The following is a 24,832-nucleotide window of genomic DNA, read 5'->3' as shown; positions in this document are numbered from 1 at the left end:
GGAAGGTTTGAGATAGTGTAAACAAGTTGTTAACTGTTCAGCCCTCGATCCAATTTTTTCAGCGGTTTTTTGGCCGGGCCTTCGATCACTTCGCCTGTACCGGTAAAACGTGATCCATGGCAAGGACAGTCCCAGCTGGATTCTGCACTGTTCCAATTAACCTCACATTTCATATGGGTACAAGTCGTATCCACTTGATGTATTTCTCCGTTTTCGTCTTTATAGACACCAAGGAGCAGACCGTTGAACCGGACTTTGGTTGCTTCGCCCCGCTTCAGGTGCGGGACATATTCATAGGGCTGTTCCAGTTTCCCAACTATGAATTCCTTCGCCACTTCCATTACATTCTTAGTTACACTACCCAAATCCGGGTCGGCGTGAAACCTGGATGGCTGATAAATATTTTTGTAGCGGCTGATACCTGAATCGATAAGAGATGCTATTTCCAACCCGGCAACGATACTGCTGGTCATGCCCCATTTACGATAGCCTGTGGCGACCAAGATATTATCGTTGCCTTTGCTTATATATCCTATATAAGGGAGATTATCCAATGTGACGATATCTTGTGCGGACCACATATAGATTGGTGTTTCCGTGCCCAGATAAGCTGCGAAGTCCGTCAATTCTTTATAATACATTTCTTCAGGATGCCCCTCGCCTGTACGGTGGGACTCACCGCCGATCAGGAGCAAGGTGCCATGTTCCTCTGTTTCGATACTGCGGATGGATCGGGAAGGCGTGTCGGCATTGATATACATGCCGCCGGGATAAGGGTTCTTTGGCTTTGCGGCCACCACATAGGAGCGATCCTGATATAATCTGGCAAAGTAAAAGCCCTGTCCATCATAAAAAGGGAAATGGGAGGCGACCACAACCTTCTTACACGTCACTTTCAACCCGTTCTTCGTTACAACGGTCGTATCCTTTCCTTCTTCGATTGTATCAACCGGAGTATCGGTATATACTTTCCCTCCATTATCGAGGAATACATGCAGCAAACCATTGAGGAATTTCAGCGGGTGATACTGGTACTGGTCTTTCATGATCAATGCCTTTTCTATTTCAAAGGGAAGCGGTATGGTGTCCGAGAGTTCCCCCTGTATACCAAGCTTCTGATATGCCTCATGCTCTGTCTCCAATTTATGGACGTTTTGCTTTTCCTTGGTATAGACATAGGCATCCTGTTTCGTCAGATTGCAATCAATGCCATGTGCCGCTGTCGTTTCCTTGACAAAAGCGATTGCGTCCATGCACGCTTCATAATGCGTCTTAGCCGTATCTGTATTGAAATGCTGGATATATTCATCATAAATCAGCCCATGCTGTGCCGTGAGCTTTGCTGTCGTATAGCCGGTCGTACCGCTATAAAGACTATCTGCCTCGAGGATGGTCACTTGACGACCTTCTTTGGCCAGCATATATCCCGTAACGATGCCGGTGATGCCTCCGCCGACAATGACGATTTCGCTTTCGGTGTCATAACGCAGCGATTCAAACTCTGGAATTTCCGTCTTTTCACGCCAATAACTTTTATTATGTGTCATTCTTATCCTCCATGTGTTGTAATAGCACCATTTTTGCCAAAGAAATGACGTGTTAATCAGATGTTTTCTGTATACGCTATCAGGGAAGACTTTTTGTAAGGAGGCGGTATAGAGATGAAATGTGTACAAATGGTAGTCGGCGGGAAAGTCCAGGGCGTCGGCTTCCGTCTGTCAGCAGCAGAAATAGCCCGTGATCTCGGGTTGGCGGGATATGTACGGAATGAAGCCAACGGGACAGTCCAAGTGTATGTCGAGGGAGATCCGGAGCGTGTGGAAAAGTTCATCAATGAAATAAGGAAGGGCCCTAATCGGTTTGTGAAGGTTAAGAAGGTGGATGTCGTATACTTAGAAAAACAGCAAGGTTTTGAACGTTTTGAAGTAAGATGAAAACCCGGCTTCACTGCCGGGCTTTTTTAGTCGGCTTTATTCAGGTCTTTGACAGCTGCCCCTTCCCTGATCAGCCGATTTTAAAGAAGGTCAGGCTGCTATGGTTCATGCTTGCCATCAGACGTAAAGCGGATGACCCCTTTAAAGATAACAAAAAATCCACTGCCTCTTGGCAGTGGATCTGCTTAGTTTTCCTGGAAGAATTTGCGGTTGATTTCAATGTACTTGGTTTCTTCCGCTGGTACCTCATCTTCCATGAAGATCGCTTCAACTGGGCATACCGCTTCACAAGCACCGCAATCGATGCAAATGTCAGGATCGATATAGAACATATCTTTGCCTTCCGCGATACAGTCAACCGGGCAAACTTCCATGCATTCGCCGGCTTTTTCCGTTTCACATGGGGAAGTGATGACAAAAGCCATGTGTACAGCCTCCTCTACTACTATGAATGAACCGGCCATTAGACTCGGTTTCTTTCCAGGTATACTGCGACTTCGCAAAATACAAACGAACTATATGTATTTATACCCTATCGATTCAAATTATAACAACAATATTCGATAATAACAACGGGCGTACTCAACAATTTGACAGCTTGCCCCATCCCCATAATTACTTCATACTTGACATACAATGTACAAAAGGAGGCGATCCAGATGGAATTGACACTGCAGAAAGGCTGTCAATTGAGCACGATAGCGACACTGTTCCACCTTCCGACATATGTACTTTTTGCAGCGAATCCGTTTCTTTCGACCCATGTAAAGCCGCAACAGCCAATACAGGTGCCTGGCTATGCTCCCAGATCTGTCATCCTGGATAAGGATATGACAGACGCGGAATTAGCAGCTGCCTTTCATTTTCCTCTCCGGCTTGTCCACCTGCTGTATGATACTGATTATTTCCCTGCCGGCGAAAAACTCACATATCCTCAACGGGTGACCCAGCCAGTGACATGCTTCCGACAGCCCTACGATTATGCTATCTGTCTTCAGGATATCCAATTCCTTCACCAGCTTTTCCCTTTTATGAGGATGCGTACGATTTACAAGTCCATACTGGGGAAACCGGTGACAGAGCTGCAAATCGGCAAGGGAAAGAGACATATTCATATAAACGCCAGTTTCCACGGTAATGAATGGATCACTTCCTTGGCCCTGATGCGTTTCGTCAATGACTACTTGCTGGCCGTCACCCATGATAAGAAGCTATTCGGTTATCCGGCAAGCAAATTATATCAGGATGTGACGCTTTCGATCGTTCCGATGGTGAACCCGGACGGAGTCGATCTTGTCATCCATGGCAGCAGGACGGCACATGAGTATGAAGAACTTGTCCTTTTTTTGAATGAAGGTTCCGATGATTTCAAAGGATGGAAGGCAAATATAATCGGAGTCGATTTGAATAAGCAATATCCCGCCAAATGGGAATATGAGCAGGTGCGGAAACCGAAGCTTCCAGGTCCCCGTGATTTCCCGGGCCGGACTCCATTGACTGAACCGGAATCGATCGGTATGTATGAGCTTGTCAAGGCAGGAGATTTTGATTCAGTCGTTGCGCTGCACACGCAAGGAGAGGAAATTTACTGGAGCTTTGAGGAAAAAGAGCCCCCAAGCGCTGCGAGGATGGTATCACAGATGGAGCAGCTCAGCGGATACAAAGGTGTAAAGGAACTGGATAACTACGCTGGCTTCAAGGATTGGTACATTGCTTCTTACAGGCGGCCGGGCTTTACAATGGAATTGGGCAGAGGAAAAAATCCCCTGCCCATCGAACAAGTCGATACAATCTATGAAAAACTGCCCATCCTATTGATGGTCGTACTTACGAGCGAGAAAATTTAAGCATTCCAGATACGTTCCACCATATAGCTGCCAGCTTCACGCTGGACCAGGAACACATCGGGGTTCGTGAAGCCTTTCCAATGGGAGAACCCAATATCCGTCTGGAATTCCTTTAGTAAAATTGCAAGGAGGTTGCCGTGAGTCACCAAAACGACGTTCTCAAGCTGCTCTTCTGCCTCAAGCTCATCAAGCAGGCTGCGTACCCGCTTTCTGGCGTCATTCGATGATTCACCGCCAGGAAGCCGCAAATCAAAATCAGCAAATGATTCTTCCAAGACTTCCAGCCAATCATCGACAGGCTCTTCGCTCAAAATACGCTCCTGCAGCCTTCGATCCAGTTCTATCGGGATATCGGCAGCATCAGCGAAAGGCTTGATTGTCTCGACGGCCCGGAAGAAGGGACTGGAGAGGATACGCTGGATCGGATAATCCAGCCGTTTCAAAAAAGCCGCGAGCATCCGGGCTTCGCTAATACCTTCGTATGTCAGCGGCGAGTCTTTGTGCTGTCCTTCTGCATTACAATGACGAACAAGAATGATCCTTTTCACAAGCCCCATCTCCTTCTAGCTATGCTTAGCCTTATTATCGGTTAACCATCGAACAATTACAAGCTTTGTAAAACAAGAGTCAACAAAAAAAGGCTGACCTCTACTAGGTTAGCCTTTTTCTTGCCAGTTTATTACACTTCTTTGAAATAATCCTTACGGAAAGCACCGACACGATTCGTATTGTCGACAATAAAGATGAATTCTTCCGTTTCATTTTTGACATCATAGATTTTGCCTTGCGTAAGCGTCGTGTTCACTACGTATTTTTTTGCATTCGTGTGGACACATTCCACTTGTTTGATAGTTTCAGCATCTTGCCAATGTTTGTGTATCATCATGTTTCTTCCTTCCGTTGGTGTTTCTCAAGCTTCGGTAATGTCCATTGCAGCAGAAGCGGCAGCACAAGGACGACAAGCAGCAGCCTGATTGTCTGCAAGGAGCTGACGATGGACGGATCCCCGCCTGTCGTCTGGGCCGTCAATGCCATTTCCACGAGCCCGCCCGGGGCCATACTGAGTACAGAAGTGGCCATGTTCAGTGAAGTGAACAAGCTGAATAAATAGCCAAGCCCGAAGCAAAGCAAAATAAGCAGCAAGGACAGACCCGTATAATAGAGACAAAGCCTGCCTGCTTTCTTTAAATCCCTTATAGAAATAGAATGACCCAAATAGACACCGATTGTCAACTGGGCAGCCACGAAAAATAAGTGCGGGAACTGATATAGATGCATTCCGCTGACTTGCAGTATCGCTGTAAGCAGCATCGGGACGATGACTAAAGATGATGGGATGAATCGGTTTGTCATACGGGCGATGATGTACATGAGGACATATAATCCAATCGTCCACCAGGCTCCTTGCTCCGTCTGCGGCAGTTGAACTGCTCCTTGGGCCCCGCCGTCCATGAACATGTGCGTGGCAGCGAACGGGATGATGAAAAGGATGCTGACAAGACGTATCGTCTGAAATATCGTCACGAGTCCCGTATTTGCCTTCATGGACTCACTGAGTGCCGACACAGCAGACAAACCGCCTGGTATGCTCCCGAGCATGCTCGTTTTCATATCGACATTCACCCATTTACTGACCACGTAGGCATTGATCATGCAAATGACAATCAACAGTAATGTCAAAAGCGTATAGATCAATAAATAAGGCTGTACATTGTGGAATGTATGTACTGTAAACGTATTGCCGATCTGGATACCAAGCAGCCAATAGCTTATTTTGCGGAGCGGCTGGGAAGCAGCCGTTTGGTTATTCCAAATGATTTTGGAAAGCAAAAGACCGGCTACCGGGCCGAGTATCCAGGGCAGCGGCAAGTGCAGCAAAGTGAAAAGACCGCCGCCAATGACGGCAATCAGATAAGACTTCAAGATGGAACGTAATGGACCGTTTCCCCGCATGGAATCAGGACCTTTCGCTTTTCGGTTTATAGAACCAGCCACCGATGGCGATGACAGCCATCACAATCCAGAATGTCGCATTCCATCCTGCAGAGTCAGGGAAATGCTCTGGTATGATTTCCAAAGCCGGATGCGCCAATGTGTGGATGGCCAATTTGATAGCGACCCAGCCAATGATTAAATAGGCTGCTGCTTCTAGCCCTGGACGCTTGTCCAGGATCTTTACAATATAAGAAGCTGCAATCCGGATGAGGATCAAACCAATCATCCCCCCTGCCAACACGACCAAAAATTGTCCGCCGTCCATTCCTCCGATATGCGGCAGCGGCGTAGGCGATAAGGATGCTGCCAGTGCCACGGCTGTCAGGATCGAGTCCACTGCAAAAGCAATATCCGCCAGTTCCACTTTCAGTACAGTCATCCAGAAGCCGGAGTTTTTCTTGCTGAATGGACTCTCGGCCTCTTCCTCTCCGCCGTTTTTCTTCAGTTTGATAAGGTTCGAGATACAAATATACAGTAAATAAAGCGCACCTAAAGCCTGGATCTGCCAGATATTCACCAAGAAGCTGACAAAGAACAGGGAGGCAAATCGGAAGATGAACGCTCCGCCCAGACCGTATAATAGAGCTTTTCGCTGCTGTTTAACAGGCAAATGTTTTACAATGAGCGCCATTACAAGCGCATTATCGGCCGCAAGCAGTCCTTCCAGTCCAATCAGGACCAGAAGAATCCAGCCATATTCAATCAATAATGTAGAATCCATTCTCATACTCCTTGTCCAAAATAATGCTCTTGTTCCTTCATGTAGCGAACAAGAGCATAGCTGTTGCTGTATTTATTTACTTAAAGAGATATAAATACTCTCCGTATCCTTCTTTTTCCATTTCGCTGACAGGAATGAATTTCATAGCTGCAGAGTTCATGCAGTATCGCAGCCCGCCGGTCTCCCTGGGACCGTCCTCAAACACATGTCCAAGATGGGAATCACTTTCCTTCGCCCGGACTTCCGTACGGATCATACCATGTGAAAGGTCCATATTTTCCTTCACTTCATATGAATCGATCGGTTTGGTGAAGCTTGGCCATCCGCATCCGGCATCGTATTGATCTTTGGAAGAAAACAAAGCTTTACCCGATACGACATCCACATAGATTCCGTCCTTTGTGTTATTCCAATACTCGTTATCGAAAGGACGTTCCGTTCCATTCTCCTGCGTGACATGATATTGAATCGGCGTCAGGATTTCTTTCAGCTTTGCTTTGTCCTTCTTGGTACCCCAATGCTGCTTGATGAAGTCCTCCCGGCCGGAACCGCGCTTGTACATCTTATAATGATAGCTGTTCTTCTTGTAATAGTCCTGATGCTTTTCTTCTGCAGGGTAAAACGGCTTGGCCGGCAGGATCGGGGTGACGATATCTTTTTCGAATCGCCCGCTCTCCTGCAGCTTCGCTTTGGATGCTTCTGCCACTTGACGCTGCTGTTCATCATGATAAAAAATCGCTGTTTTATAAGATTCACCACGGTCGTGGAACTGACCGCCTGCATCGGTCGGATCGATTTGCTGCCAGAACGTCTCCACCAGCTTTTCATAAGGGAAAATATCCGGATCGAAAGTTATTTGGACAGCCTCGACATGGCCGGTCGTGTTCGAGCACACTTCCTCATATGTGGGATTCGGTTTGTCGCCGCCTGTATAACCGGAGACTACGGATTCGATACCAGGGCGTTCCGTAAACGGTTCGACCATGCACCAGAAACAGCCTCCTGCAAAAGTAGCGTGTTGTAATGCCACAATAAATCCCTCCTTCAATGTATGCTATATATTTTCCTCTTTTGCGGAAAAAAATCAAGTGGCACGCTTAAATATACAATTTGGGAAGGGACTCTCCGGACTTGCTTCGCCTCGTCTCCTGCTTAGCAGGTTTCCCCGCTTCCTTTTGGGCAGAAGATCGTCTTTGGTTTTCTTGCTTGCTTTTATCTTTTTCTTCCGCCTCGGGTGCCGCTTCCTCTTCATCAAAATCGATGTCCTTCAAGGCTTTCATCATTTTCAGCATGGAAGGCAGGTTCTTCACCATCGGTCCATATTCCTGTACCATCGGCATGAAGGACTCCGCCGCCTTCAGTGCATTTTGCGTATGATTCAGCATGTCAAGTAACGATATTCCGCCGGAAGGGCTGCTGGTTGCTGTCGGAAGGGCTTGCCTGCCCGGAGCCTGCCCTCTATTCCCACGGTTCAGGATCCTTTGCAGGATGTCAGGCAGTCCGCCGTTTGAAGGCGGAGCCTGCTGGAAACCTCCTTGGTCGGGAAGGAACGGATTCCTCCTGACAGGCGGCTGGCTGCGTCGCCCAAAGGCATTGGGACCGAATAGATTTCTTGCCATTCTCATACCTCTTCTCACGTCAATATTTCTATCAGTGTACGCAAGCAAGAAGCATTCTGTTCCATTCTATTCCCCACGGAGGCAATATATTTCCCCCGATAGGCCTGCTATTTCCCGGGCAAGCGCAGGATTCTCCTTCAATCTCTTTTTTGGCCAATGATTTTGTCGTTAATTGACGCTTGATAACGAAACAAGCTGATACGTACAAATAGTCCTTTCCTCTTTCAACGTCAATTCGACAATGATCGCTCTTCCTATTTCATCCGTATCTTTCGCTCGCTTGATATCGATGGCCTGATGCAGGGGAAATAAGTGATACCCCTGAAGCTCCAGCTGAAAAATATTTTCTTTGCTATCAATTCGTTTTTCTTTGCCTTCTGTGCGCAGGACAGTGTCAAAATTGAGTGGTGTTCCCAAATCGTTTCCTCCTTACTGGAAAATGAATTTTGCAGATGATCCCGTCGGGGTGGTTTCAATCTGCAATTTGGTATGGATCTCTTCCTTCAGCTGCGGTACGTGGGAAATGATGCCGAGTACGCGATTGCTGGCCTGCAGCCCTTTCAAGCTGTCGATTGCTTGCTCCAGTGACACCTCATCAAGTGTCCCGAAGCCCTCGTCAATGAATAATGTCTCCAACTCCACCCCGCCGGCATGCGCCTGGACAACATCGGACATTCCGAGTGCGAGAGAGAGTGCCGCCTTGAAGCCTTCACCGCCGGATAATGTCTTGACTGGCCGTTCCTGACCGGTGTGATGATCGATCACTTCAAGATCCAACCCGCTCTGGGCGCCGCGTTTGGCGATTTGTCCGCTTCGCTTCAGCTGATAGCGATGATCCGTCATTTCCTCCAATCGAATATTCGCCTGCAGGATGATTTCATCCAGGAAGCTGGTCAGCACGTAGCGTTCAAAGGAAAGCCTGAGGCTGTTGTCGCCTTTGGCCAGATTAGCCAGTTCGCCGATATCATAATACTGAGCTTTTTGATCGGCTGCTTCTTCCTGAAGCTGTTTCAAAGATGCCATGATGGCTTCATGATGGGAAGCGTAGCTCTTTGCCTCATTCAGGCGGCTGTTCTTCGCTTCGAATATTTGTTCTGCATCCGTCACAGCCTGCTCAAATACAGCAAGATCCGGCTTTTGACGCTGATCCGTCTGCTTACGCAAGGTTTCTATCTGTTCGGCGACACTGCGGCGCTGCTGGGCATGCTGCTCAACCTCTTCCTTGATTGCCCTTAATTCATCCTCCGAACCTCTGGCCATCCGATATGCTTCCGTATCGGCAAAACCGGCTTCTTCAAGCTTAACAAGAAAAGCTTGCTCCTCCTGACGGTACGTCTGTTCCAGGTCAGCTGTGAATTTAGCGGTTGATTCAAAGGCTGCCGCTATTTGTTCTTTGCTTCTGGAAATCTCCTCATACTGGTGCTGCAATCCTTCCCATTCCCTGAACGCAGCTTCGATTGCAGCTTCCTCCTGCTTGATTTTCCGTTCCCATTTGTCATGATCCGGAAGCTCAGCGGGAAGCTGCTTCCGTTGGTAACTCACTTCAGCTTCAGTACGATGGTATGTTTCTTCCAGTGTCCGCAGCTCGGATTGGAGATCTTCCGCTGCCTCCTCCTCTTGTACAAGCGTTTGTTTAAGCCGGTCTAGTGTCTGCTTTTTCTGCTCGATTTGCTTTCTCTCTGCTTGCTTGGTCTGTAAGGAGGCAGCCGTTTTATCTCTTTCGGCCCGGATGCTTGCTTCCAGCTCTTTCAGTTTTGTTTGATCGAATGACGCTTCCCCGGTGATGTTCCGATAAAGCTCATCGGTCACCTGACGGATTGCCTGCCCATTCGATTTGGCTTCCACATATTTTCTCTGTACTTCATCATATGCACGCTGGGTATCATCGAGCTTCATTCGCTTCTGTTTCAGCAGCTCGAATGATTGCACATGGGCACTGGTCTGGGCCGGGGAGGGGTGATTGGTGGAGCCGCAAACAGGGCAAGGCTCCCCGGCTGTCAGCTGTCCGGCAAGATGGGCAGCGTGATGGGCAGTTTGGGCTTCCTCCAGCTCCGAGATTTCCTGCCGAAGCTTGTGTACATCATTTTCTTTTTCCTGCAAGCGCTGCTTGGTCTGCTGATAGACGGTGCGCATTTCCAGCAGCTGACGGAAAGAATCTTTCAACCGTGCGGCTTCCTCCAGCTGGCGTTCGAGTTTCTCCAGCACCCCTTGTTCCTCAAAGAACGCCTGAATCAGAACGGCTTCCCCGCTTATCTCTTGTTCGAGTTCACTTTGCCGATTCTTTTTCTCGGCATGTGTTTCTTTTAACTTGAGCAATCGCTGCCGTTTGTCTTCCAATGTCTTTTGGATACGATCCAATTCCAGTTTTCGTTTCTCATATTCCTTCCACTGCGCGAGCTGCTGCTTCTCCAACTGAAGCTGTTCCTGCCGTTTGAGGCGCTGCGGCTCCTGTTCCTTTGCTTGTCTATAAGAAGATTCAATCGCAATGAACTGCTGCTCTATCGACTCTTTTCTTTCCTGCTTCTCCTGCTGTTCCTTTGTTTGGCGCTGCCATTCCTGTTTCCTGGCAGTAAGCTGCTGTTCATACGGGACCAGGCGGCTGGCCCGCTCCATATTCATAAGCTGCTGCTTTTTCCGTTCGATAGCAGGCAACCGCTGTTCAAGCTGTTCTTTTTGCAGCAGCGCTCGTTCAAGCTGCTCGAATGTGTCCAGCAGCTGTTTGGCTTCATAATATTGCTGCTGGCGTTCGAGCCAGATTTTTTTATGCTTTACAAGCTCTTGCTCACCTTCCGTGATGACAGCAGCAACAGCCTCCAGTTCAAGCTGCAGTTTCTTCATCGTCTCAGGCACGCTGTCAGCTTCCGCTGGTGCTTGTGTACGCCATTCGATTTTGCCGATTTGCTGCTGTTCCTTCCATTCCGTCTGCTGCAGGTTTTCCTTTAATTGCTTCGCTTCGTCCTTCAGCGCTTCGGTCATTCGTTCATAGAAATATGTGCGGAAGATCCTCTGGAGGATTTCTTCCCTTTCCTTGCTGTTTTCCGAGATGAGCTTACGGAATTCCCCCTGGGGAATCATGATCATCTTGCGGAATTGCTCATAATCGAGACCGATCCTCTCCTCGATGGCCTCGTTCACTTCCTTGATCCTGGAGGAAATCAGTATCTTTTCCCCGTCTTTCCATTCATAGAATTCCGCTCTTGCAGGATCATCCGTAAAGCCTTCGCCGCGCTCTTTTTTCTTTTGCTGCTTCGGATAGCGGATGACCTCGTATTCTGTACCCCGAAGGGCAAAACGGTAGCGTACTTCCGTCGTTTCCCCTGGTGCAGCAAAATGACTGCGGAGGGAATCCTGATCTCGATCACTTCCGCTGGCCCGTCCGTATAGACTGTAGCAGATAGCATCAAAGATCGTTGTCTTCCCGGCCCCGGTCGGACCCGTGATCAAGAAGATGGATTCTGCTCCAAGTTCGCGGAAATCGATGGTCTGAGGTTTATGGTAAGGACCGAAAGCGGTCATTTGTAAAGTGATGGCACGCATATCAGCTTCTCCTCTCTTGCTCGACCAGGCGCTGGATGATTGCTTCCATATGCTTCTGGCGGTGTTCAGGTATTGCTTCACCCTTCATTTCTTCATAAAAGGCGGCAAACAGCTGCATATGTGACATGCGTTGTTTTTCCTTGATTTGTTTGATATCTGATATGGAGCTAGTCCCGGTCCTTGCTTTGCGCTCCAAGCGCAGGATGTTCGGATAGAGTTTGCGAAGTTTGCCCATCGGGTCCAGCAGCTGTCCATCATCCAGCAGCCTGATATGCAGATAGTCATCTTTGTTCCCGGCTGTCCCTTCCATCAACTCATCGAAATATCCTTCCACCACCCGCATGTCCCGTTTTGGGATAAGGTCTATTTTCTCGAATGATCGGAATCCGGTATCATCCAGTTCCACCATCGTCACCGATTTTTTGTGGTTCGCTTCCGAAAAGGAATATTTAAGCGGTGAACCGCTGTAGCGGATATGATCACTGCCGATGCGCTGTGCTTGATGCAGGTGACCGAAGGCTGCGTATGTGAAAGGTTCGAACAGGGCAGCATCCACATATGGGCTCCCCCCGATCATCGACAGCCTCTCTTCCGAATCGGATTCCATGCCCCCGGCAAGGAAGGCATGTCCGATAAACACATGCCGCTCTGTCATATCGTACGTATCGGTAATAAAGGCAATGATGCGCTCCATTGCCCGCTGGTGGGTCGTGATGCTGTCATCTTCGAAAAATGCCCGCACATCCGCTGGTTCCGTATAGGGAATCAGATGAAAATGCACTGGTCCGTGCCCATCCTCCAAAGTGACTGGACTCAATCCGGGCCGCAGCCTCGTTTCGATGAATAGTTTGCTTGCTTTGAATAGCTGACTGCCAAAATCAAGGCGATCCGGACTATCATGATTGCCGCTGATCGACAACACCGGAATTTCCTTCTCACCGACCAGCCAGTTCCAAGTATCATTCAGCAATTCGACTGCATCGCGCGGCGGGATGGCCCGATCATATAAATCGCCCGCAACGATGACCGCATCGGGCTGTTCTCTATCGATTATCTCTTTTATCTGCTCCAAGATGAAAGCCTGATCTTCTGTCATATGTACGCTGTTGACAATCTTACCCAGGTGCCAATCAGCGGTATGCAATAGTTTCATACGTATTCCTCCTGCTATTATTCTAGCATGATTTGTAAATGGGTGGTATGGGAAGAACCGGCAGAATCCATCAGTCTCGCTTGCTTCTATGAAAAGGGCATTTGGAAGGGGATGTATTATCGTCATGTAGGAAGTATTGCTTCCATTCATGATTATCCGGATTGCCGTATGCGTTCAAATCCGGATGGATGTCATTGTCATCGTAAGCTGTAATCCGTCCTCGTATTTTCTGTTTGATGCTTGCGGCAGCCCTTGGCTTCGATTTGAATTCCTCCAGCACCCATCTAGGCGTGATGGCAAGCATCATACAAGGGAATTTCCGGCTTTTCTTTTGCTGATGCGCCGGCGTTGCGCAATACATGAAATATTTCTCTCCGCCGAAGCAATACTCCCACAATGCTTCATCCGGATTTTCCGGAATATCATCCGGCCATCCGGATGGATCAAATGCCGCTGTCCTGCTGAGCAAATCCCAGAATATACGGAAATATGCAGGTACATCCAGGTCAAGCCGCTGCTGTTTGGCTGTATCGAAAAAAACGATCAGGGAAGTATAATGACCGAATTCCTTGGATTGCCGTCCGTATATTGTCAATAAATCTGCCAGCTGCCCAGCTGTATCTGCTGCAGTGGGATCGCCCGCAAAACCGTAACGGAACTGGCCAAGCCGATGGCCGACTGCCGCCGGTATACAAGGGAATCTGGATTGCTGGTCGGATAATTTTTTATGTAATGCAACAAGTGCTTCTTGCTGCCAAGAAGCCAAGGGGGCATGATGAGCATCGCTGCCATCGAATAAAATAGTCATCGCATGTTCTCCTTTTCCCTGAGTTTCCCTAGTAATCTATTCAGAAAGGAGACAGTGGTGCATGACAGGGGTCAAGAAGACATGCGCCACCTGTCATGGTGTTTGATTGGCTGAATGGCAAGGATGCGATCCATCCGGAAGGTGCGCAGCTGCTTCCGTAAATAGCAATATCCTGTAACGGATGCTTCATTGATCTTTTCAATCTTGACCTGGCGTTTTGTCAAGGAGCCATCTTTCGCCATATAGATCATCGTGACCTGCCGTTCCATGAATCTTATCAGTGATGCTCTGTCCATTGGGATCCCCGCTTTCTGTTCCGAGTTCATACAAACATTATATACAAACGTATGTTCCGTGTCACTTGAAAAAGAACATGTGTTCGATTATGCTGATAGCAGGAGGAATGACATATGGTGAATGATCGCGGTAAAATCAAATGGACATCTTTGATGCTTCCAGAGCATGTGGAAATGCTGCAGCAAATGGGACGGGAAATCGGGACGGCAAAGCCGCCGATCATGGATGAGCAGCAGCTGGAAGAGCTGGAGCAGAAGGTACGGGAAATCGAGGTGGGGAAAACGAAGGTATGTATGCTGTATAGAAAAGGGCGCCAAGTAGAAAATGCCCGCGGAATCGTGACTGGTCTGAAACGATCTGAACGATATTTGCTTCTGGATACAAAGGACGTTTTATATCCGCTCCGCATCCCGTTCGACCATATAATAGATATTTCATTGCATGGAAAAAACCGCTCCTGACAGGAGCGGTTTTTTGCAGTCAGCCTGCTGCGCTATCCGCGGCAGCTTCAGTGGAACGGTATGTTTTTGTGTCCAATTCCCCAAGCGTACGGCTTGTCACCAATCCAGAGACCATGGATCCACTTACGTTCAGCGCTGTCCGCCCCATATCGATCAGCGGCTCGATCGAGATCAATACACCTGCCAAAGCAACCGGCAGATTCATCGTGGACAGGACTATCAAAGAAGCAAAAGTGGCTCCCCCTCCGACACCGGCAACACCGAATGAACTGATCATGACGACAACGATCAACGTCGCAATGAAGGATGGGGATAGTGGATTGATGCCTTGGGTAGGTGCAATCATGACAGCAAGCATGGCTGGATAAATACCCGCACATCCGTTTTGCCCGATAGTGATACCGAAGGAGGCCGAGAAATTGGCGATCGATTCCGGTACACCTAATTTATTCCTTTGCGCCTCGACATTCAGCGGCAAGGTACCCGCACTTGTACGGGAAGTAAAGGCGAATGCCAGTACTGGCGTGACTTTTTTGACATATTGTTTCGGACTGAGTCCCATTATGGTCAGGATGAGCAAGTGAACCAGGAACATGGCAAGCAGCGCAACATAGGAAGCGATGACGAATTTACCCAGTGTCGCGATGGCTTGGAAGTCGCTCCCTGCCACTGTCTTTGCCATTAAAGCAAGAATTCCGTAAGGTGTCAGGCGCAATACCAATGTAACGATACGCATGACAAGACTATGCAGCGAGTCGATCATTTTCTGGAAGAATGCAGCTTGCTCCGGATTCTTCCTCTTCACCCCAAGGTAGGCTACCCCTACAAACGCTGCAAAGATGACGACCGCAATCGTGGAAGTGGCTCGCGCCCCGGTCAGATCCAAGAATGGATTGGCTGGCAGGAATTCCAATATCTTTTGCGGTACAGTTGTGCTTTGCACTTCTGTCAAGCTGCTTTCCAATTCTTCCCCGCGTGTCAGCTCCGCATCACCAGTTGCAACATCGATTGCTTTCAGATCGAATCCTGCAGCCGACGCGATACCGATTGCTGCAGCGATGGCGGTCGTCACCATCAGAGTCCCGATGACAAGTCCGCTTATCTTCCCGATATTCGATGATTTTTCAAGTCTGGTGAACGCAGCTACAATCGAAATGAACACAAGCGGCATGACGATCATTTGCAAAAGCTTCACATAACCGCTTCCCACCAAACCGAACCAGTCATTCGTCATGACGAGGGTCTCGGAATCGGGCTCATAGATCAGCTGCAGTACAACGCCTAGTATGATCCCGAGTCCCAGCCCGGTCAGCACGCGCTTGGAAAAGGAAATGTGCTTCTTCTGCATATAAAAGAGCACACCCAATAAGGCTAATAAAATAATGATATTCACAAACGTGAATAAGTCCAATTTGATCATCCTCCTTATCAAATTATATAATTCCTATGAACTTAGTGTGAATAGAACCTATATACAATAGCATGTTGGAAACATTATGTAAATATAAAAGCTGCATCTAAGGGATAAGGAAAGGAGAAGATTCTCACTCATCGCAGGCTGTACCATAAAAAATCCGCCCCTTGGCGGAGCGGATTTCATTCAATCAGCGAAACGAAGCAAATCACCATTCAAGATGGCGTCCGAATAATATAGTTCTTTATTCCGTTTATCAAAATACGGGGAGCATCTATTCATGTTTGTCTGCTTGATAGAGGCCTTATCATAGCAAAGCTGTGCCGTATAAATGACGTCTTCTGTCACGAAATCACCGTCGCGGAAGACAACGAAGGGATCACGCTCGTCTGCAAGCAAATCCTGGCCGAAATTCGGAAAGTCGGCTGTATCCACTCCAAGCAGATGCAGGATTGTGGGCTGTATATCGATTTGTCCACCAGGACTATGGAAGGTTCCCCCCTCCTGGCCAGGTACATGGATGATCAGTGGTACTTGCTGCAGATCGATCTTCTCCGGCACTGACAAATCCTCATCCAGATAGGATGCGATCCCGTCATAATAGTTTTCGGAGATTCCATAATGATCGCCGATGAGGACAATGATGGAATTCTCGTATAATCCAGAGCGTTTCAATTCGGCAAAGAATCCCTTGAGCGCTTCATCCTGGTAACGAACAGTCTGGAAGTAGCGATCCACGACATTCAGCCCTGTTTCCGCTTCGTCCAGTAAAACATCCTCTTCATCCAACAGGAAGGGAAAATGATTGGTAAGCAGCAGGAACTTGCTGTAAAATGGCTGCTCCAATTCAAGGAGATAAGGGATTGACTGATCGAGGAAGGCTTCATCTTTGATGCCGTAATTCACCGAATTCCCAGCCGACACTTCATAAGCATCCTTGGAGAAGAATGCATCATAGCCGAAAGCATCGTATGCTTCCTCCCTATTCCAAAAACTGCCGACATTGCCGTGGAAGGAAGCACTCTGATAACCAGACTCCCCTAAAATTTCCGGCATGGCGATATATTCATTTTCCGGACGCCTCACATAAACGGAACCGCTGGCGAGTGGATAAAAGGATTGATCGAACATGAATTCAGCATCCGACGTCTTCCCTTGCGCGGTTTGATGGTAGATTTGGTCGAAATAGAAGCTGTCCTCCATCAAGCTGTTCATGAAGGGGGTGATTTCCTCCCCCTTCACTTCCCTGCCAATGACAAACTGCTGCGTTGATTCCAGGTTGATCAGGATGACATTTTTTCCTTTTGCAGCACCAAAGTACGGGGACACGATATCGGTGTCGGCAGAATCCAGATACGCTGCAGCCTTCTCATAATCCTTTTTGGTCGCAAACGTACTGCTGAGCTCAGCACGCACGGTTTGATAGATATCATAGCCGTGATAATAAACAGGTCCGAGCGCACTCACCATCGCTGGGCGGTTATGGCTGCCATCATGCTGGTCCCCCGCCCCGATATGGGAGATTCCGACATTGATCCCGATCAGCAGAGCAGTGAGGCTTGCCAATAGCCCTTTTTGCTTGCGCTTGAAAGGGAGGGCTTTTGGTCTTTTGAGAATCCACCATGATAGCAGGAACAATGTATCGGCGAACAGAATGAGATCGAGTGGATCCATCAGCTCAGCCGTGCTCTGGCTAAGGCCACCGACATTCTTGAATTGGAATAGTATCGGCAGCGTGACAAAGTCGATATAAAATCGAAAATACAGCAAGTTACCATAAAGAATCCCGGTTAAAATGATATGCAGGAGCAGGAATGCACCAGCCCGCAGTTTTCTTGCAAACAGATACAGCAGTAAAAATAAAAGGGCGATCGACGACAAACAGGACAGGAATAATTGGATGTAGTCGAAAGGTTCATATAAAGGCAGCCCAAAATAGATGATGCAAATTACATACATCTTGCCTAACAGGAAAGCTGCTCCTATCGAACAGAATCCCTTGGCGGTTGTGAAAAAGTTCATCAAGCGAATGATTCCTTCTTTCCGATCAGATTGGAAAGTGTATCAGTGACGCGTTCCAAATCCTCCTCCTGATGATGCCCCATGACGGAAAGCTGCACCCAATTGCGTTCGATGAGGTAACTGCTATTGCAGCTGATCAAATAACCTTTTCGGGCGGCTTCCCGGCCGATGACGTCCGCACGAAGCGCTTCGGGCAGGACGATGGTGACAATGCCAGGTGCAAACTCCGTTTCTGCCAAGATTCTCAGTCCCTTCTGCCTGCATAATGCGATCAGTTTCCCTGTCAATTCCTGAACTCGCTTTATCAGTTCCTGGTTCTCCCATTGCTCGATTGCTGCCGATAAAGCATCTATCAGATTGGAAGAGTGAGTGAATGGGGCACTCTCATGTGCATGGTAGAGACCCAAATCCAAATAACGCGGGATATTATCCGAAATGGGGATTGGATGATGATAAAAGACGAAAGCTAAACCGGCATAGGAAGCCAGGCCTTTCCCGCTGCCGGCAGTTGCCATATAAACGCCCCGTAAATCGATCGGCACATTGCCAAGGGAGCTGCAGCAATCAAGGATCAATTTGCTGCCGTTCTTCTTTGCTATATTTTTCAACTGGTCCATGTCCTGCAGCACCCCTGTGGATGTTTCCGTATGGACTGCCCAAATCCAAGCAGCGCCACTTGCTTTTGCTTGTGTCGATACATGCTCATAATCGAAGGTTTCCCCCCATGGGATTTCCACTGTGGCAAACCGCAGACCCGCCCGCCTGGCATGATCTGTCAGTCTGGCACCGAATTCTCCACTTACAAGGATGAGGCCATTCTGATCTAGATTGCGCAGCTGGGCTGCCACGGCATCATTTCCCAATGTACCGGATCCGAGCAGGATCTGGACATGAGCTGCTTGTGTAATATTCCTTAGCTTCGTGCGAAGCTGGTCGAGCTGTTCAAGAAAAGCAGGCGCGCGATGGGAGCATGCCGTCCCTCCCATCGCTTTTTTCACTTGCTCTGCCATCGGCACCGGCCCAGGCAAAAAGCTGATCGGATCTTGTCCGTTGCGAAGTATGCGCTGAAAGGCCCGTGCTTTCTTCTGGAACAATGCTTCGGTCACATACATCGGCTGGAACTGGGCAGCCCCGGCGCCCGTCAATGGTCCGAATGGGACGAACCCCATATGTTTATATAACTTCTGCTGGCGTAAAACCCCGGAAATCACGGCCATATCAAAACCATTTTCCAGGCAGTATCGAATGAGGGCCTCAGCCAGCCGGAAGAATACGAATCCATCCCGATATGCTTGTTCCACGGCGAGCAGCCTTATTTCGCATTTGGCTGCATGAGGAGGCAGGTAGCGATCCAAGCTGTCCAATTTTTCATCCAGCGAAAATGGTCTGGTGGAACGGATGGCAATCATTGCAACGACTTTCTTGTCGTCAATTCCGATAATATATGTATTTTCCTCATTGAACCGATCGATTCTCCTGCGTTCCTGATTGACTTCGTGCTGGGGAATCTCTTCGGTGAACGTCCGGTAGTTGAGGGTGTGTATCTGTTCGAATTCCCATGGTTCGGTTGCGATTTTGTATTGTAATTGCGTCGAATTCATCGTATATCACCTTTCGTTACGTAATAGCAAATAGCTCCAGGCAGCTTTCAAATGCGTACGATGGGCTGCCAAAATAAAGACAGTCACTACAACGTAAACAGCGATTGTCAGCATATCGAAACGTAAAATCGGAAGCAGGACGGCTGTGCAGCCATAGGCGAGCAGACCGGAGATGCTGAATCTTCTGACGATAAGATAGATGAATAGGAAGATCGCAAGCAGCAGGAGGGTTGCTTGATGGGAAAAGATGATAAGTGCCCCCAGGGACACAGCGATTCCTTTGCCCCCCTTGAAACGGAGCTGAACCGGGAAAATGTGACCCAATACTGCTGCAATGACACTCAAACCTGCAATAAGCTCCGTCTGTCCGCTCTCGCGAACGAACAGGACAGCAAGCATCCCCTTCGCTAAATCGAATATAAGTACCAAAAAGAAACCTTTCTTGCCCATTGCCCTGCCTGCATTCGTCGCGCCGGCATTCCCGCTGCCAATCGTCCGGATATCTATTCCATGCTTCCATTTCATCATATAATAGGCTGCATTCAGCGTTCCGAGCAAATAAGCCAATATGACACTCACTAAAGCCAAACCGATATATTCCATAAACTTACACCACCTAGCGATATTTCCATAGTATAAATAAATTCCTGAACTTTCAATGTAATTTGCCGAAATTTTACCTGGGATGCCAGAAAAAAATGCCTGTATCTGGTGATACAGGCATTTTTTTCATTTATTCTGTTGTTTCATATGTCCGCCATAGCCGATCAAAAACCTGCAATGCTCCATGGAAAGGGCTATTCCATTCCAAGTACTCACTGATTTCATCATAAGATGTGCTATGCTTCGGAAAATTATGGTCCATAAATATCCAGTCGGCAAGTTTACTCTCATCCGTCGGCTTTCTCCGTCCCCGGTATGTCATCATAAAATGGTAAAAAGACCGCATTCATTCACCTTCTTTCTGCACTGCTTCACTTTTTTCTCCAAACTGGATAATAGATTGTCAATGCAATCAACAGGAAAAAGCAAGCAGGTGGCAGGAATACATATAACATTTCAGTTCTTCACCCGATCATATTGGATGAAGTAATAATCATAGGGATTTTTTTCATCCTTTATACCTTTTTCACGCTTTGTTTCCACCCAATCATCCAAAGGAAAGTCGGGGAAATAGCGATCTGCCGGGAAGCTTTCCTCTATATATGTCATATAGATACGGTCAGCAATATCCAATGTCTGTGAAAATATCTCACTTCCACCGATGATGAAGATTTCCTGTTCAGGATGCTTGTCCGCTAATTCCTTCACTTCGTCGACATCATGCAGGACAGTGACATCTTCTGATTTAAAAGCTTTATCCCTTGTAAGGACGACATTGTCCCGATTCGGCAATGCACCATTCATCGAGTCTAGTGTCTTTCTCCCCATTACGATGATTTGATTGGTCGTCTTCTCTTTGAAAAAACGCAAGTCACGCGGAAGATGCCATGGCATGTCATTTTTGTATCCGATACCCCGGTTCTGATCCATTGCAAATAACAGCGAAATCATACTGTTCCTCCTTAAACGGCAACAGGTGCCTTTATTGCCGGATGCGGTTCGTATCCGATGATTTCCAAGTCCTCCATCGACGCATCAAACACGGAGCTGAAGCTTTCCTTGATTTCCAAGGATGGCAATGCTTTCGGTGTGCGGCCGAGCTGCGTTTCCACCTGTTCAAGGTGATTCGAATACAGATGCGCATCACCGATCGTGTGGATGAATTCCCCTACTTCCAATCCGCATTCCTTGGCAATAAGATGCGTAAGCAGGCTGTAGCTTGCTATATTGAATGGGATGCCAAGGAAGATATCCCCGCTGCGCTGATACAGCTGGCAGGAAAGCTTATTGTCGGCTACGTAGAACTGGAACATCGTGTGGCATGGCGGAAGTGCCATCGTCGGGACATCCTCTGGGTTCCATGCGGACACTATCAATCTTCTTGAATCCGGGTTTTTCTTGATGGTTTCAATTACATCTTGCAATTGATCGATGCTGTCCCCTTTTGTCGTTTCCCAGCTCCGCCACTGCTTGCCATATACATCTCCAAGATGTCCGAAGCGTTCGCTGAAAGCATCATCGGTCAGGATCAGCTGCTTGAATTTCTCCATCTGACTTTCATACATGACCCGAAACTCTTCATCCTGCAGGGAGCGGCGGCCGAAATCGGTCATATCCGGACCGTCATACGCATCACTTTCCACCCAGTTTTTAAAAGCCCATTCATTCCAGATGTTATTGTCATGCTCCAGCAAATAACGGATATTCGTATCTCCCTTGAGGAACCAGAGCAGTTCGCTTGCAATCAGACGGAATGGGACACGCTTGGTTGTCAGCAATGGAAAGCCCTGCTGGAGATCAAAGCGCATCTGATAGCCAAAAACCGAGACAGTGCCCGTGCCTGTACGATCTTCTTTCTTGGTGCCATTTTCCAAAACATATCTGCATAAATCCAGATAGGCTTGTTCAGAAGTTTTCATAAAAATATCATTCCTTTATCGTATATCGTCACACGGCATATCCCATTCCGCAAAGAACTGATCCAGGAAATCCTGCATGAAAGCATGCCTGGATTCAGCAATATGTACAGCTGTTTTCGTATGCAGTGTTTCTTTCAATTTTAACAGTTTATCATAAAAATGCTGGACACTCGACTGCTTTGGGTCATTCGGCCAGTGGATGAGACGGCTGGCTGCTCCCCCGAAAGCAAATGTCCGGGCAATCCCGATGGCGCCGATCGCGTCCAAACGATCCGCATCCTGGATGATCCTTCCTTCCAAAGAATCCGGAATCCGTCCTTTACTGAACGAGATCTTCCGGCAAGCCAGGAAGATCTCCTGTATGATGTCCTCCTCCATTCCGATACGGCGCAGGAATCCCTGAGCCTCGGCCACTGCATCTGCAGGCTCGTCAAATAGCTTATGATCTCCAATATCATGCATCCAGCCGATCGCTTCTGTCAGGAACGGATCGGCACCTTCGGCAAATGCGATTTTCCTTCCCATCTTGGCTACCCGTTTCATATGATAGAAATCATGGCCTGTCGCATCTTTACGGAAGATGGTGTATGCATAACGCTCCATCTCCTCCAGTTGTTCCATTTGCTCCATCGTTCATCGCCCTTCCTAATCGAATAAGTTCAGTTGTTCCGGCGGTGGATCCGGCAGCTTCTGGCCGAGGAGCTGCATCATATCCTTGGCATTATCGCTGGCATCGCCGCCTGAATTATTGTTGAATAGCAGAATGACACGTTTGCTCGATTGTTCCAAGGCAAGCGCGAGTTCCCGCCATTCTGTCAATTCAGTCTGATTATATCGGTAAAGAAAACGTACTTTACGCCAATCCTCCCGCCCGTTCTGGTTCCACCCATGAACATTGCGGCCGTGGAAACGGACAAGTGTAAGCTGCTCATTCGTGGAAACCGGCACAGCAGGGACAGAGCCGCTCCCTGCTTGCGGTTCATCGCAAACTGTATGTATGAATTCAAGTTCCTGCAGCAAGCCGAGCGTTCTTTCCCGGTATTCCTCTGCATACCAAGACTGATGTCGGAATTCGATCGCTACCGGCAGTCCCTTTGTAAGCTCACGTATATAACGCAGCCGACTGATGCTCGCCTTCTCCACCTGGAACCAAGGAGGAAACTGGAAGAGGATGGCAGCCAGCTTGCGAGCTTCCACGACAGGCTGAATCGATGCTAAAAAGTCATCGAATAAGGAAGCTGCTTCCGAGCGAGTCATTTTTTTTCGGCTTTGGCCGGTCATATCCTGATGCGCTTTGATGATGAATGAAAAATTGTCCGGTGTCTCTTGCACCCATTTCACATAATTGCTGATTGGCTGAATAGCGTAAAAGGAAGCATCCACCTCGACAACATCAAAATGTGTCGCATATGTTTTTAATTTTTGTTGTCTTGCTTTTGTATCTGGATAAAGTTTGTCGTGGTCACCCCATCCGGTAACGCCAATTTGAATGGTCAACCGTCTGCCTCCTTCCGACAAAATACGATCAACTACATTGTAATGGAATCCTTACTCCCCTTCAACGAAGATCCTTTCTTGACGAAAAAACGCGTTCCTGTCGCAAATTGACAAGAAAGAAAGGGCGATAAACCATTTCAATTCACCCGGAAAGCGATTACTTTCCCAACAAATCCTCGTTTTTCCCTACTTGACGCATTTTTCAAAATAAGCTATATTTGTGACAAGCAAACAAGATGAGCGGAATACGAACGTCGGCAGCTTGTTAGAGGAGCTAAAGTAATTCCGCCCCTCTAGCAGACTGCCTTTTTCAATTCATGCACGTCTTTTTTGTATTATCTCATGCGTTTTCTGTGAAACGTCTTTAGGAGGATAAGGAATATGCCAAACGGAATTGTAAAATGGTTCAACGCTGAAAAAGGTTACGGGTTCATTCAAGTAGAGGACGGTAACGATGTGTTTGTACATTACTCCGCCATCCAGGAAGAAGGCTTCAAGAATCTTGAAGAAGGTCAGGAAGTATCCTTTGAAGTAATTGAAGGAGAAAGAGGACCTCAAGCAGCTAACGTAGTAAAACTATAATATAAGCGCAAGCGGCAATCCTCGGGATTGCCGCTTTTCTGTATACGGAATCCTTCCATAAGTTGCATGCTCTGGGAAAAGCGCGTATACTCTTCCATTGTCTAAGTAAATTTCACTAGGAGGAGCCGCATTGCATAACGATTTACTTTGGATTGCTTTTTCCATCATCAACTTCGCCCTGCTGCTGATCATGTATCGGCTATTCGGACGCCTTGGGCTGTTCGTTTGGGTAGGCATGGCGACGGTATTGGCAAATATACAGGTGACGAAGACAATCGAGCTGTTCGGTTTGACTGCAACAATGGGTAACATCATATATGGAACCATCTTCTTGGCTTCAGATATACTGAACGAAAACTATGGGAAGAAAATCGCCAGGAAAGCTGTGGGCCTCGGCTTCGCTACCTTGATCATCATGACTGTCATCATGCAGTTTGTGCTATTGTTTGATCCAGCGCCAAGCGACTTTGCCCAATCATCCCTCCGTACGATATTCGGATTCATCCCCCGAGTTGCACTGGGAAGCCTGATTGCATTTGCCATCAGTCAATATGTCGATGTTTGGCTGTATGCACTGGTCAAACGTATGCTCCCTGATGATAAATTCCTTTGGGTGCGAAATAATGGAAGCACGATGCTCAGTCAGCTGCTTGACACACTCGTCTTCTGCACAATTGCTTTCGCCGGGGCTTATGAAGGCTCCGTTTGGCTGGAAATCTTCATTTCGACGTATGTGCTGAAATTTGTGGTCAGCATCATCTCTACACCGTTCCTTTACGGAGCAAAAAGAATGTACAGGAATATCAACGATTAGGAGGGATG

27 protein-coding genes are annotated in these 24,832 nt (G+C 47.9%); 5 read left to right on the top strand and 22 right to left on the bottom strand.

The genetic code is table 11. The features are described from left to right. Positions 1-29 precede the first annotated feature (29 nt). Entirely contained in the window at positions 30-1,547 is a 1,518-nt protein-coding gene (locus MHI54_RS17110) for an FAD-dependent oxidoreductase (protein ID WP_340082073.1), read from the bottom strand. 114 nt (positions 1,548-1,661) lie between these two features. Between MHI54_RS17110 and MHI54_RS17105 the strand changes: the two genes are divergently transcribed. After that, the gene (locus MHI54_RS17105; RefSeq protein ID WP_095215194.1) at positions 1,662-1,934 is read left to right on the top strand and encodes an acylphosphatase; all 273 of its coding nucleotides are present in this window, start codon (positions 1,662-1,664) and stop codon (positions 1,932-1,934) included. A gap of 185 nt (positions 1,935-2,119) precedes the next feature. On the opposite strand, the gene MHI54_RS17100 is transcribed toward MHI54_RS17105, so the two are convergent. Continuing rightward, on the bottom strand, positions 2,120-2,359 hold the full coding sequence (locus MHI54_RS17100) for a ferredoxin family protein (RefSeq protein WP_095215195.1): 240 nt from the start codon (positions 2,357-2,359) through the stop codon (positions 2,120-2,122). A 234-nt stretch (positions 2,360-2,593) separates the two neighbouring features. Here MHI54_RS17100 and MHI54_RS17095 point away from each other — a divergent pair, with 234 nt between their 5' ends. Further along, a complete protein-coding gene (locus MHI54_RS17095) occupies positions 2,594-3,781 on the top strand; it encodes a M14 family metallocarboxypeptidase (protein WP_340082072.1) in 1,188 nt (395 codons plus the stop codon). On the opposite strand, the gene MHI54_RS17090 is transcribed toward MHI54_RS17095, so the two are convergent. From MHI54_RS17090 to MHI54_RS17040, 11 genes are all read right to left on the bottom strand, one after another. Continuing rightward, on the bottom strand, positions 3,778-4,329 hold the full coding sequence (locus MHI54_RS17090; protein ID WP_095215197.1) for a histidine phosphatase family protein: 552 nt from the start codon (positions 4,327-4,329) through the stop codon (positions 3,778-3,780). The genes MHI54_RS17095 and MHI54_RS17090 overlap by 4 nt on opposite strands. A 131-nt stretch (positions 4,330-4,460) precedes the next feature. Further along, a complete protein-coding gene (locus tag MHI54_RS17085) occupies positions 4,461-4,664 on the bottom strand; it encodes a DUF6501 family protein (RefSeq protein WP_095215198.1) in 204 nt (67 codons plus the stop codon). After that, positions 4,664-5,734 (bottom strand): AbrB family transcriptional regulator, encoded by a 1,071-nt coding sequence (locus MHI54_RS17080; protein ID WP_340082071.1) that lies wholly within the window; start codon positions 5,732-5,734, stop codon positions 4,664-4,666. Before MHI54_RS17080 ends, MHI54_RS17085 begins: the two co-directional genes overlap by 1 nt. 4 nt (positions 5,735-5,738) lie before the next feature. Further along, positions 5,739-6,497, bottom strand: coding sequence for a TerC family protein (locus MHI54_RS17075; protein ID WP_095215200.1), 759 nt, complete (start codon positions 6,495-6,497; stop codon positions 5,739-5,741). A gap of 76 nt (positions 6,498-6,573) precedes the next feature. After that, positions 6,574-7,527 carry a peptide-methionine (S)-S-oxide reductase MsrA gene (gene msrA / locus MHI54_RS17070; RefSeq protein WP_095215201.1) on the bottom strand — a complete coding sequence of 318 codons (954 nt, stop codon included), beginning with the start codon at positions 7,525-7,527 and terminating at the stop codon, positions 6,574-6,576. A 67-nt stretch (positions 7,528-7,594) separates the two neighbouring features. After that, positions 7,595-8,116 (bottom strand): VrrA/YqfQ family protein, encoded by a 522-nt coding sequence (gene vrrA / locus MHI54_RS17065; RefSeq protein ID WP_158221498.1) that lies wholly within the window; start codon positions 8,114-8,116, stop codon positions 7,595-7,597. A gap of 168 nt (positions 8,117-8,284) precedes the next feature. Further along, positions 8,285-8,533: a DUF2584 family protein gene (locus MHI54_RS17060; RefSeq protein ID WP_095215203.1), complete on the bottom strand. Its 249-nt coding sequence runs from the start codon at positions 8,531-8,533 to the stop codon at positions 8,285-8,287. A gap of 12 nt (positions 8,534-8,545) precedes the next feature. Further along, complete coding sequence (locus tag MHI54_RS17055; protein ID WP_340082070.1) at positions 8,546-11,653, bottom strand: AAA family ATPase; 3,108 nt, start codon at positions 11,651-11,653, stop codon at positions 8,546-8,548. A gap of 1 nt (position 11,654) precedes the next feature. Next, on the bottom strand, positions 11,655-12,806 hold the full coding sequence (locus tag MHI54_RS17050) for an exonuclease SbcCD subunit D (protein ID WP_095215205.1): 1,152 nt from the start codon (positions 12,804-12,806) through the stop codon (positions 11,655-11,657). A 70-nt stretch (positions 12,807-12,876) separates the two neighbouring features. After that, positions 12,877-13,614 (bottom strand): YqcI/YcgG family protein, encoded by a 738-nt coding sequence (locus MHI54_RS17045; protein WP_095215206.1) that lies wholly within the window; start codon positions 13,612-13,614, stop codon positions 12,877-12,879. Positions 13,615-13,685: 71 nt separating this feature from the next. Beyond that, positions 13,686-13,910, bottom strand: coding sequence for a transcriptional regulator (locus tag MHI54_RS17040; RefSeq protein WP_095215207.1), 225 nt, complete (start codon positions 13,908-13,910; stop codon positions 13,686-13,688). A gap of 114 nt (positions 13,911-14,024) precedes the next feature. On the opposite strand from MHI54_RS17040, the gene MHI54_RS17035 reads away from it, so the two are divergent. After that, positions 14,025-14,372: a YolD-like family protein gene (locus tag MHI54_RS17035; protein ID WP_095215208.1), complete on the top strand. Its 348-nt coding sequence runs from the start codon at positions 14,025-14,027 to the stop codon at positions 14,370-14,372. A 19-nt stretch (positions 14,373-14,391) separates the two neighbouring features. Here MHI54_RS17035 and MHI54_RS17030 read toward each other — a convergent pair whose 3' ends face one another. The 9 genes from MHI54_RS17030 to MHI54_RS16990 all read right to left on the bottom strand — a co-directional run bounded on the left by MHI54_RS17030 (position 14,392) and on the right by MHI54_RS16990 (position 23,428). After that, entirely contained in the window at positions 14,392-15,792 is a 1,401-nt protein-coding gene (locus MHI54_RS17030; protein WP_095215209.1) for an L-cystine transporter, read from the bottom strand. Between the two features lie 180 nt (positions 15,793-15,972). Beyond that, positions 15,973-17,808 carry an LTA synthase family protein gene (locus MHI54_RS17025; RefSeq protein ID WP_095215210.1) on the bottom strand — a complete coding sequence of 612 codons (1,836 nt, stop codon included), beginning with the start codon at positions 17,806-17,808 and terminating at the stop codon, positions 15,973-15,975. After that, complete coding sequence (locus MHI54_RS17020) at positions 17,808-19,409, bottom strand: aminotransferase class V-fold PLP-dependent enzyme (protein ID WP_095215211.1); 1,602 nt, start codon at positions 19,407-19,409, stop codon at positions 17,808-17,810. The genes MHI54_RS17025 and MHI54_RS17020 overlap by 1 nt, the downstream gene beginning before the upstream one ends. Before the next feature lie 6 nt (positions 19,410-19,415). Continuing rightward, positions 19,416-20,012 (bottom strand): glycerol-3-phosphate 1-O-acyltransferase PlsY, encoded by a 597-nt coding sequence (plsY, locus tag MHI54_RS17015; protein ID WP_095215212.1) that lies wholly within the window; start codon positions 20,010-20,012, stop codon positions 19,416-19,418. 130 nt (positions 20,013-20,142) lie between these two features. After that, a complete protein-coding gene (locus MHI54_RS17010; protein ID WP_095215213.1) occupies positions 20,143-20,358 on the bottom strand; it encodes a sterile alpha motif-like domain-containing protein in 216 nt (71 codons plus the stop codon). 110 nt (positions 20,359-20,468) lie between these two features. Then, positions 20,469-20,963: a dihydrofolate reductase gene (locus MHI54_RS17005; RefSeq protein ID WP_095215214.1), complete on the bottom strand. Its 495-nt coding sequence runs from the start codon at positions 20,961-20,963 to the stop codon at positions 20,469-20,471. Between the two features lie 11 nt (positions 20,964-20,974). Continuing rightward, positions 20,975-21,931 (bottom strand): thymidylate synthase, encoded by a 957-nt coding sequence (locus tag MHI54_RS17000; protein ID WP_095215215.1) that lies wholly within the window; start codon positions 21,929-21,931, stop codon positions 20,975-20,977. A gap of 15 nt (positions 21,932-21,946) precedes the next feature. Further along, complete coding sequence (locus MHI54_RS16995) at positions 21,947-22,561, bottom strand: HD domain-containing protein (protein WP_095215216.1); 615 nt, start codon at positions 22,559-22,561, stop codon at positions 21,947-21,949. A 15-nt stretch (positions 22,562-22,576) separates the two neighbouring features. Continuing rightward, positions 22,577-23,428 carry a DUF72 domain-containing protein gene (locus MHI54_RS16990; RefSeq protein WP_340082069.1) on the bottom strand — a complete coding sequence of 284 codons (852 nt, stop codon included), beginning with the start codon at positions 23,426-23,428 and terminating at the stop codon, positions 22,577-22,579. Positions 23,429-23,809: 381 nt separating this feature from the next. Between MHI54_RS16990 and MHI54_RS16985 the strand changes: the two genes are divergently transcribed. Then, positions 23,810-24,010, top strand: a complete 201-nt coding sequence (locus MHI54_RS16985; RefSeq protein ID WP_093728398.1) for a cold-shock protein — start codon at positions 23,810-23,812, stop codon at positions 24,008-24,010. 130 nt (positions 24,011-24,140) lie between these two features. Continuing rightward, the gene (locus MHI54_RS16980) at positions 24,141-24,824 is read left to right on the top strand and encodes a queuosine precursor transporter (protein ID WP_340082068.1); all 684 of its coding nucleotides are present in this window, start codon (positions 24,141-24,143) and stop codon (positions 24,822-24,824) included. Positions 24,825-24,832 lie beyond the last annotated feature (8 nt).

Origin of the sequence: Terribacillus sp. FSL K6-0262 (genome assembly GCF_037977385.1) — a bacterium.
In the GTDB taxonomy this organism is placed as follows: Bacteria; Bacillota; Bacilli; order Bacillales; family Amphibacillaceae; genus Terribacillus.
Note: the sequence above shows the minus strand (reverse complement) of the source record. Positions and strands in the feature narration are given on the sequence as shown.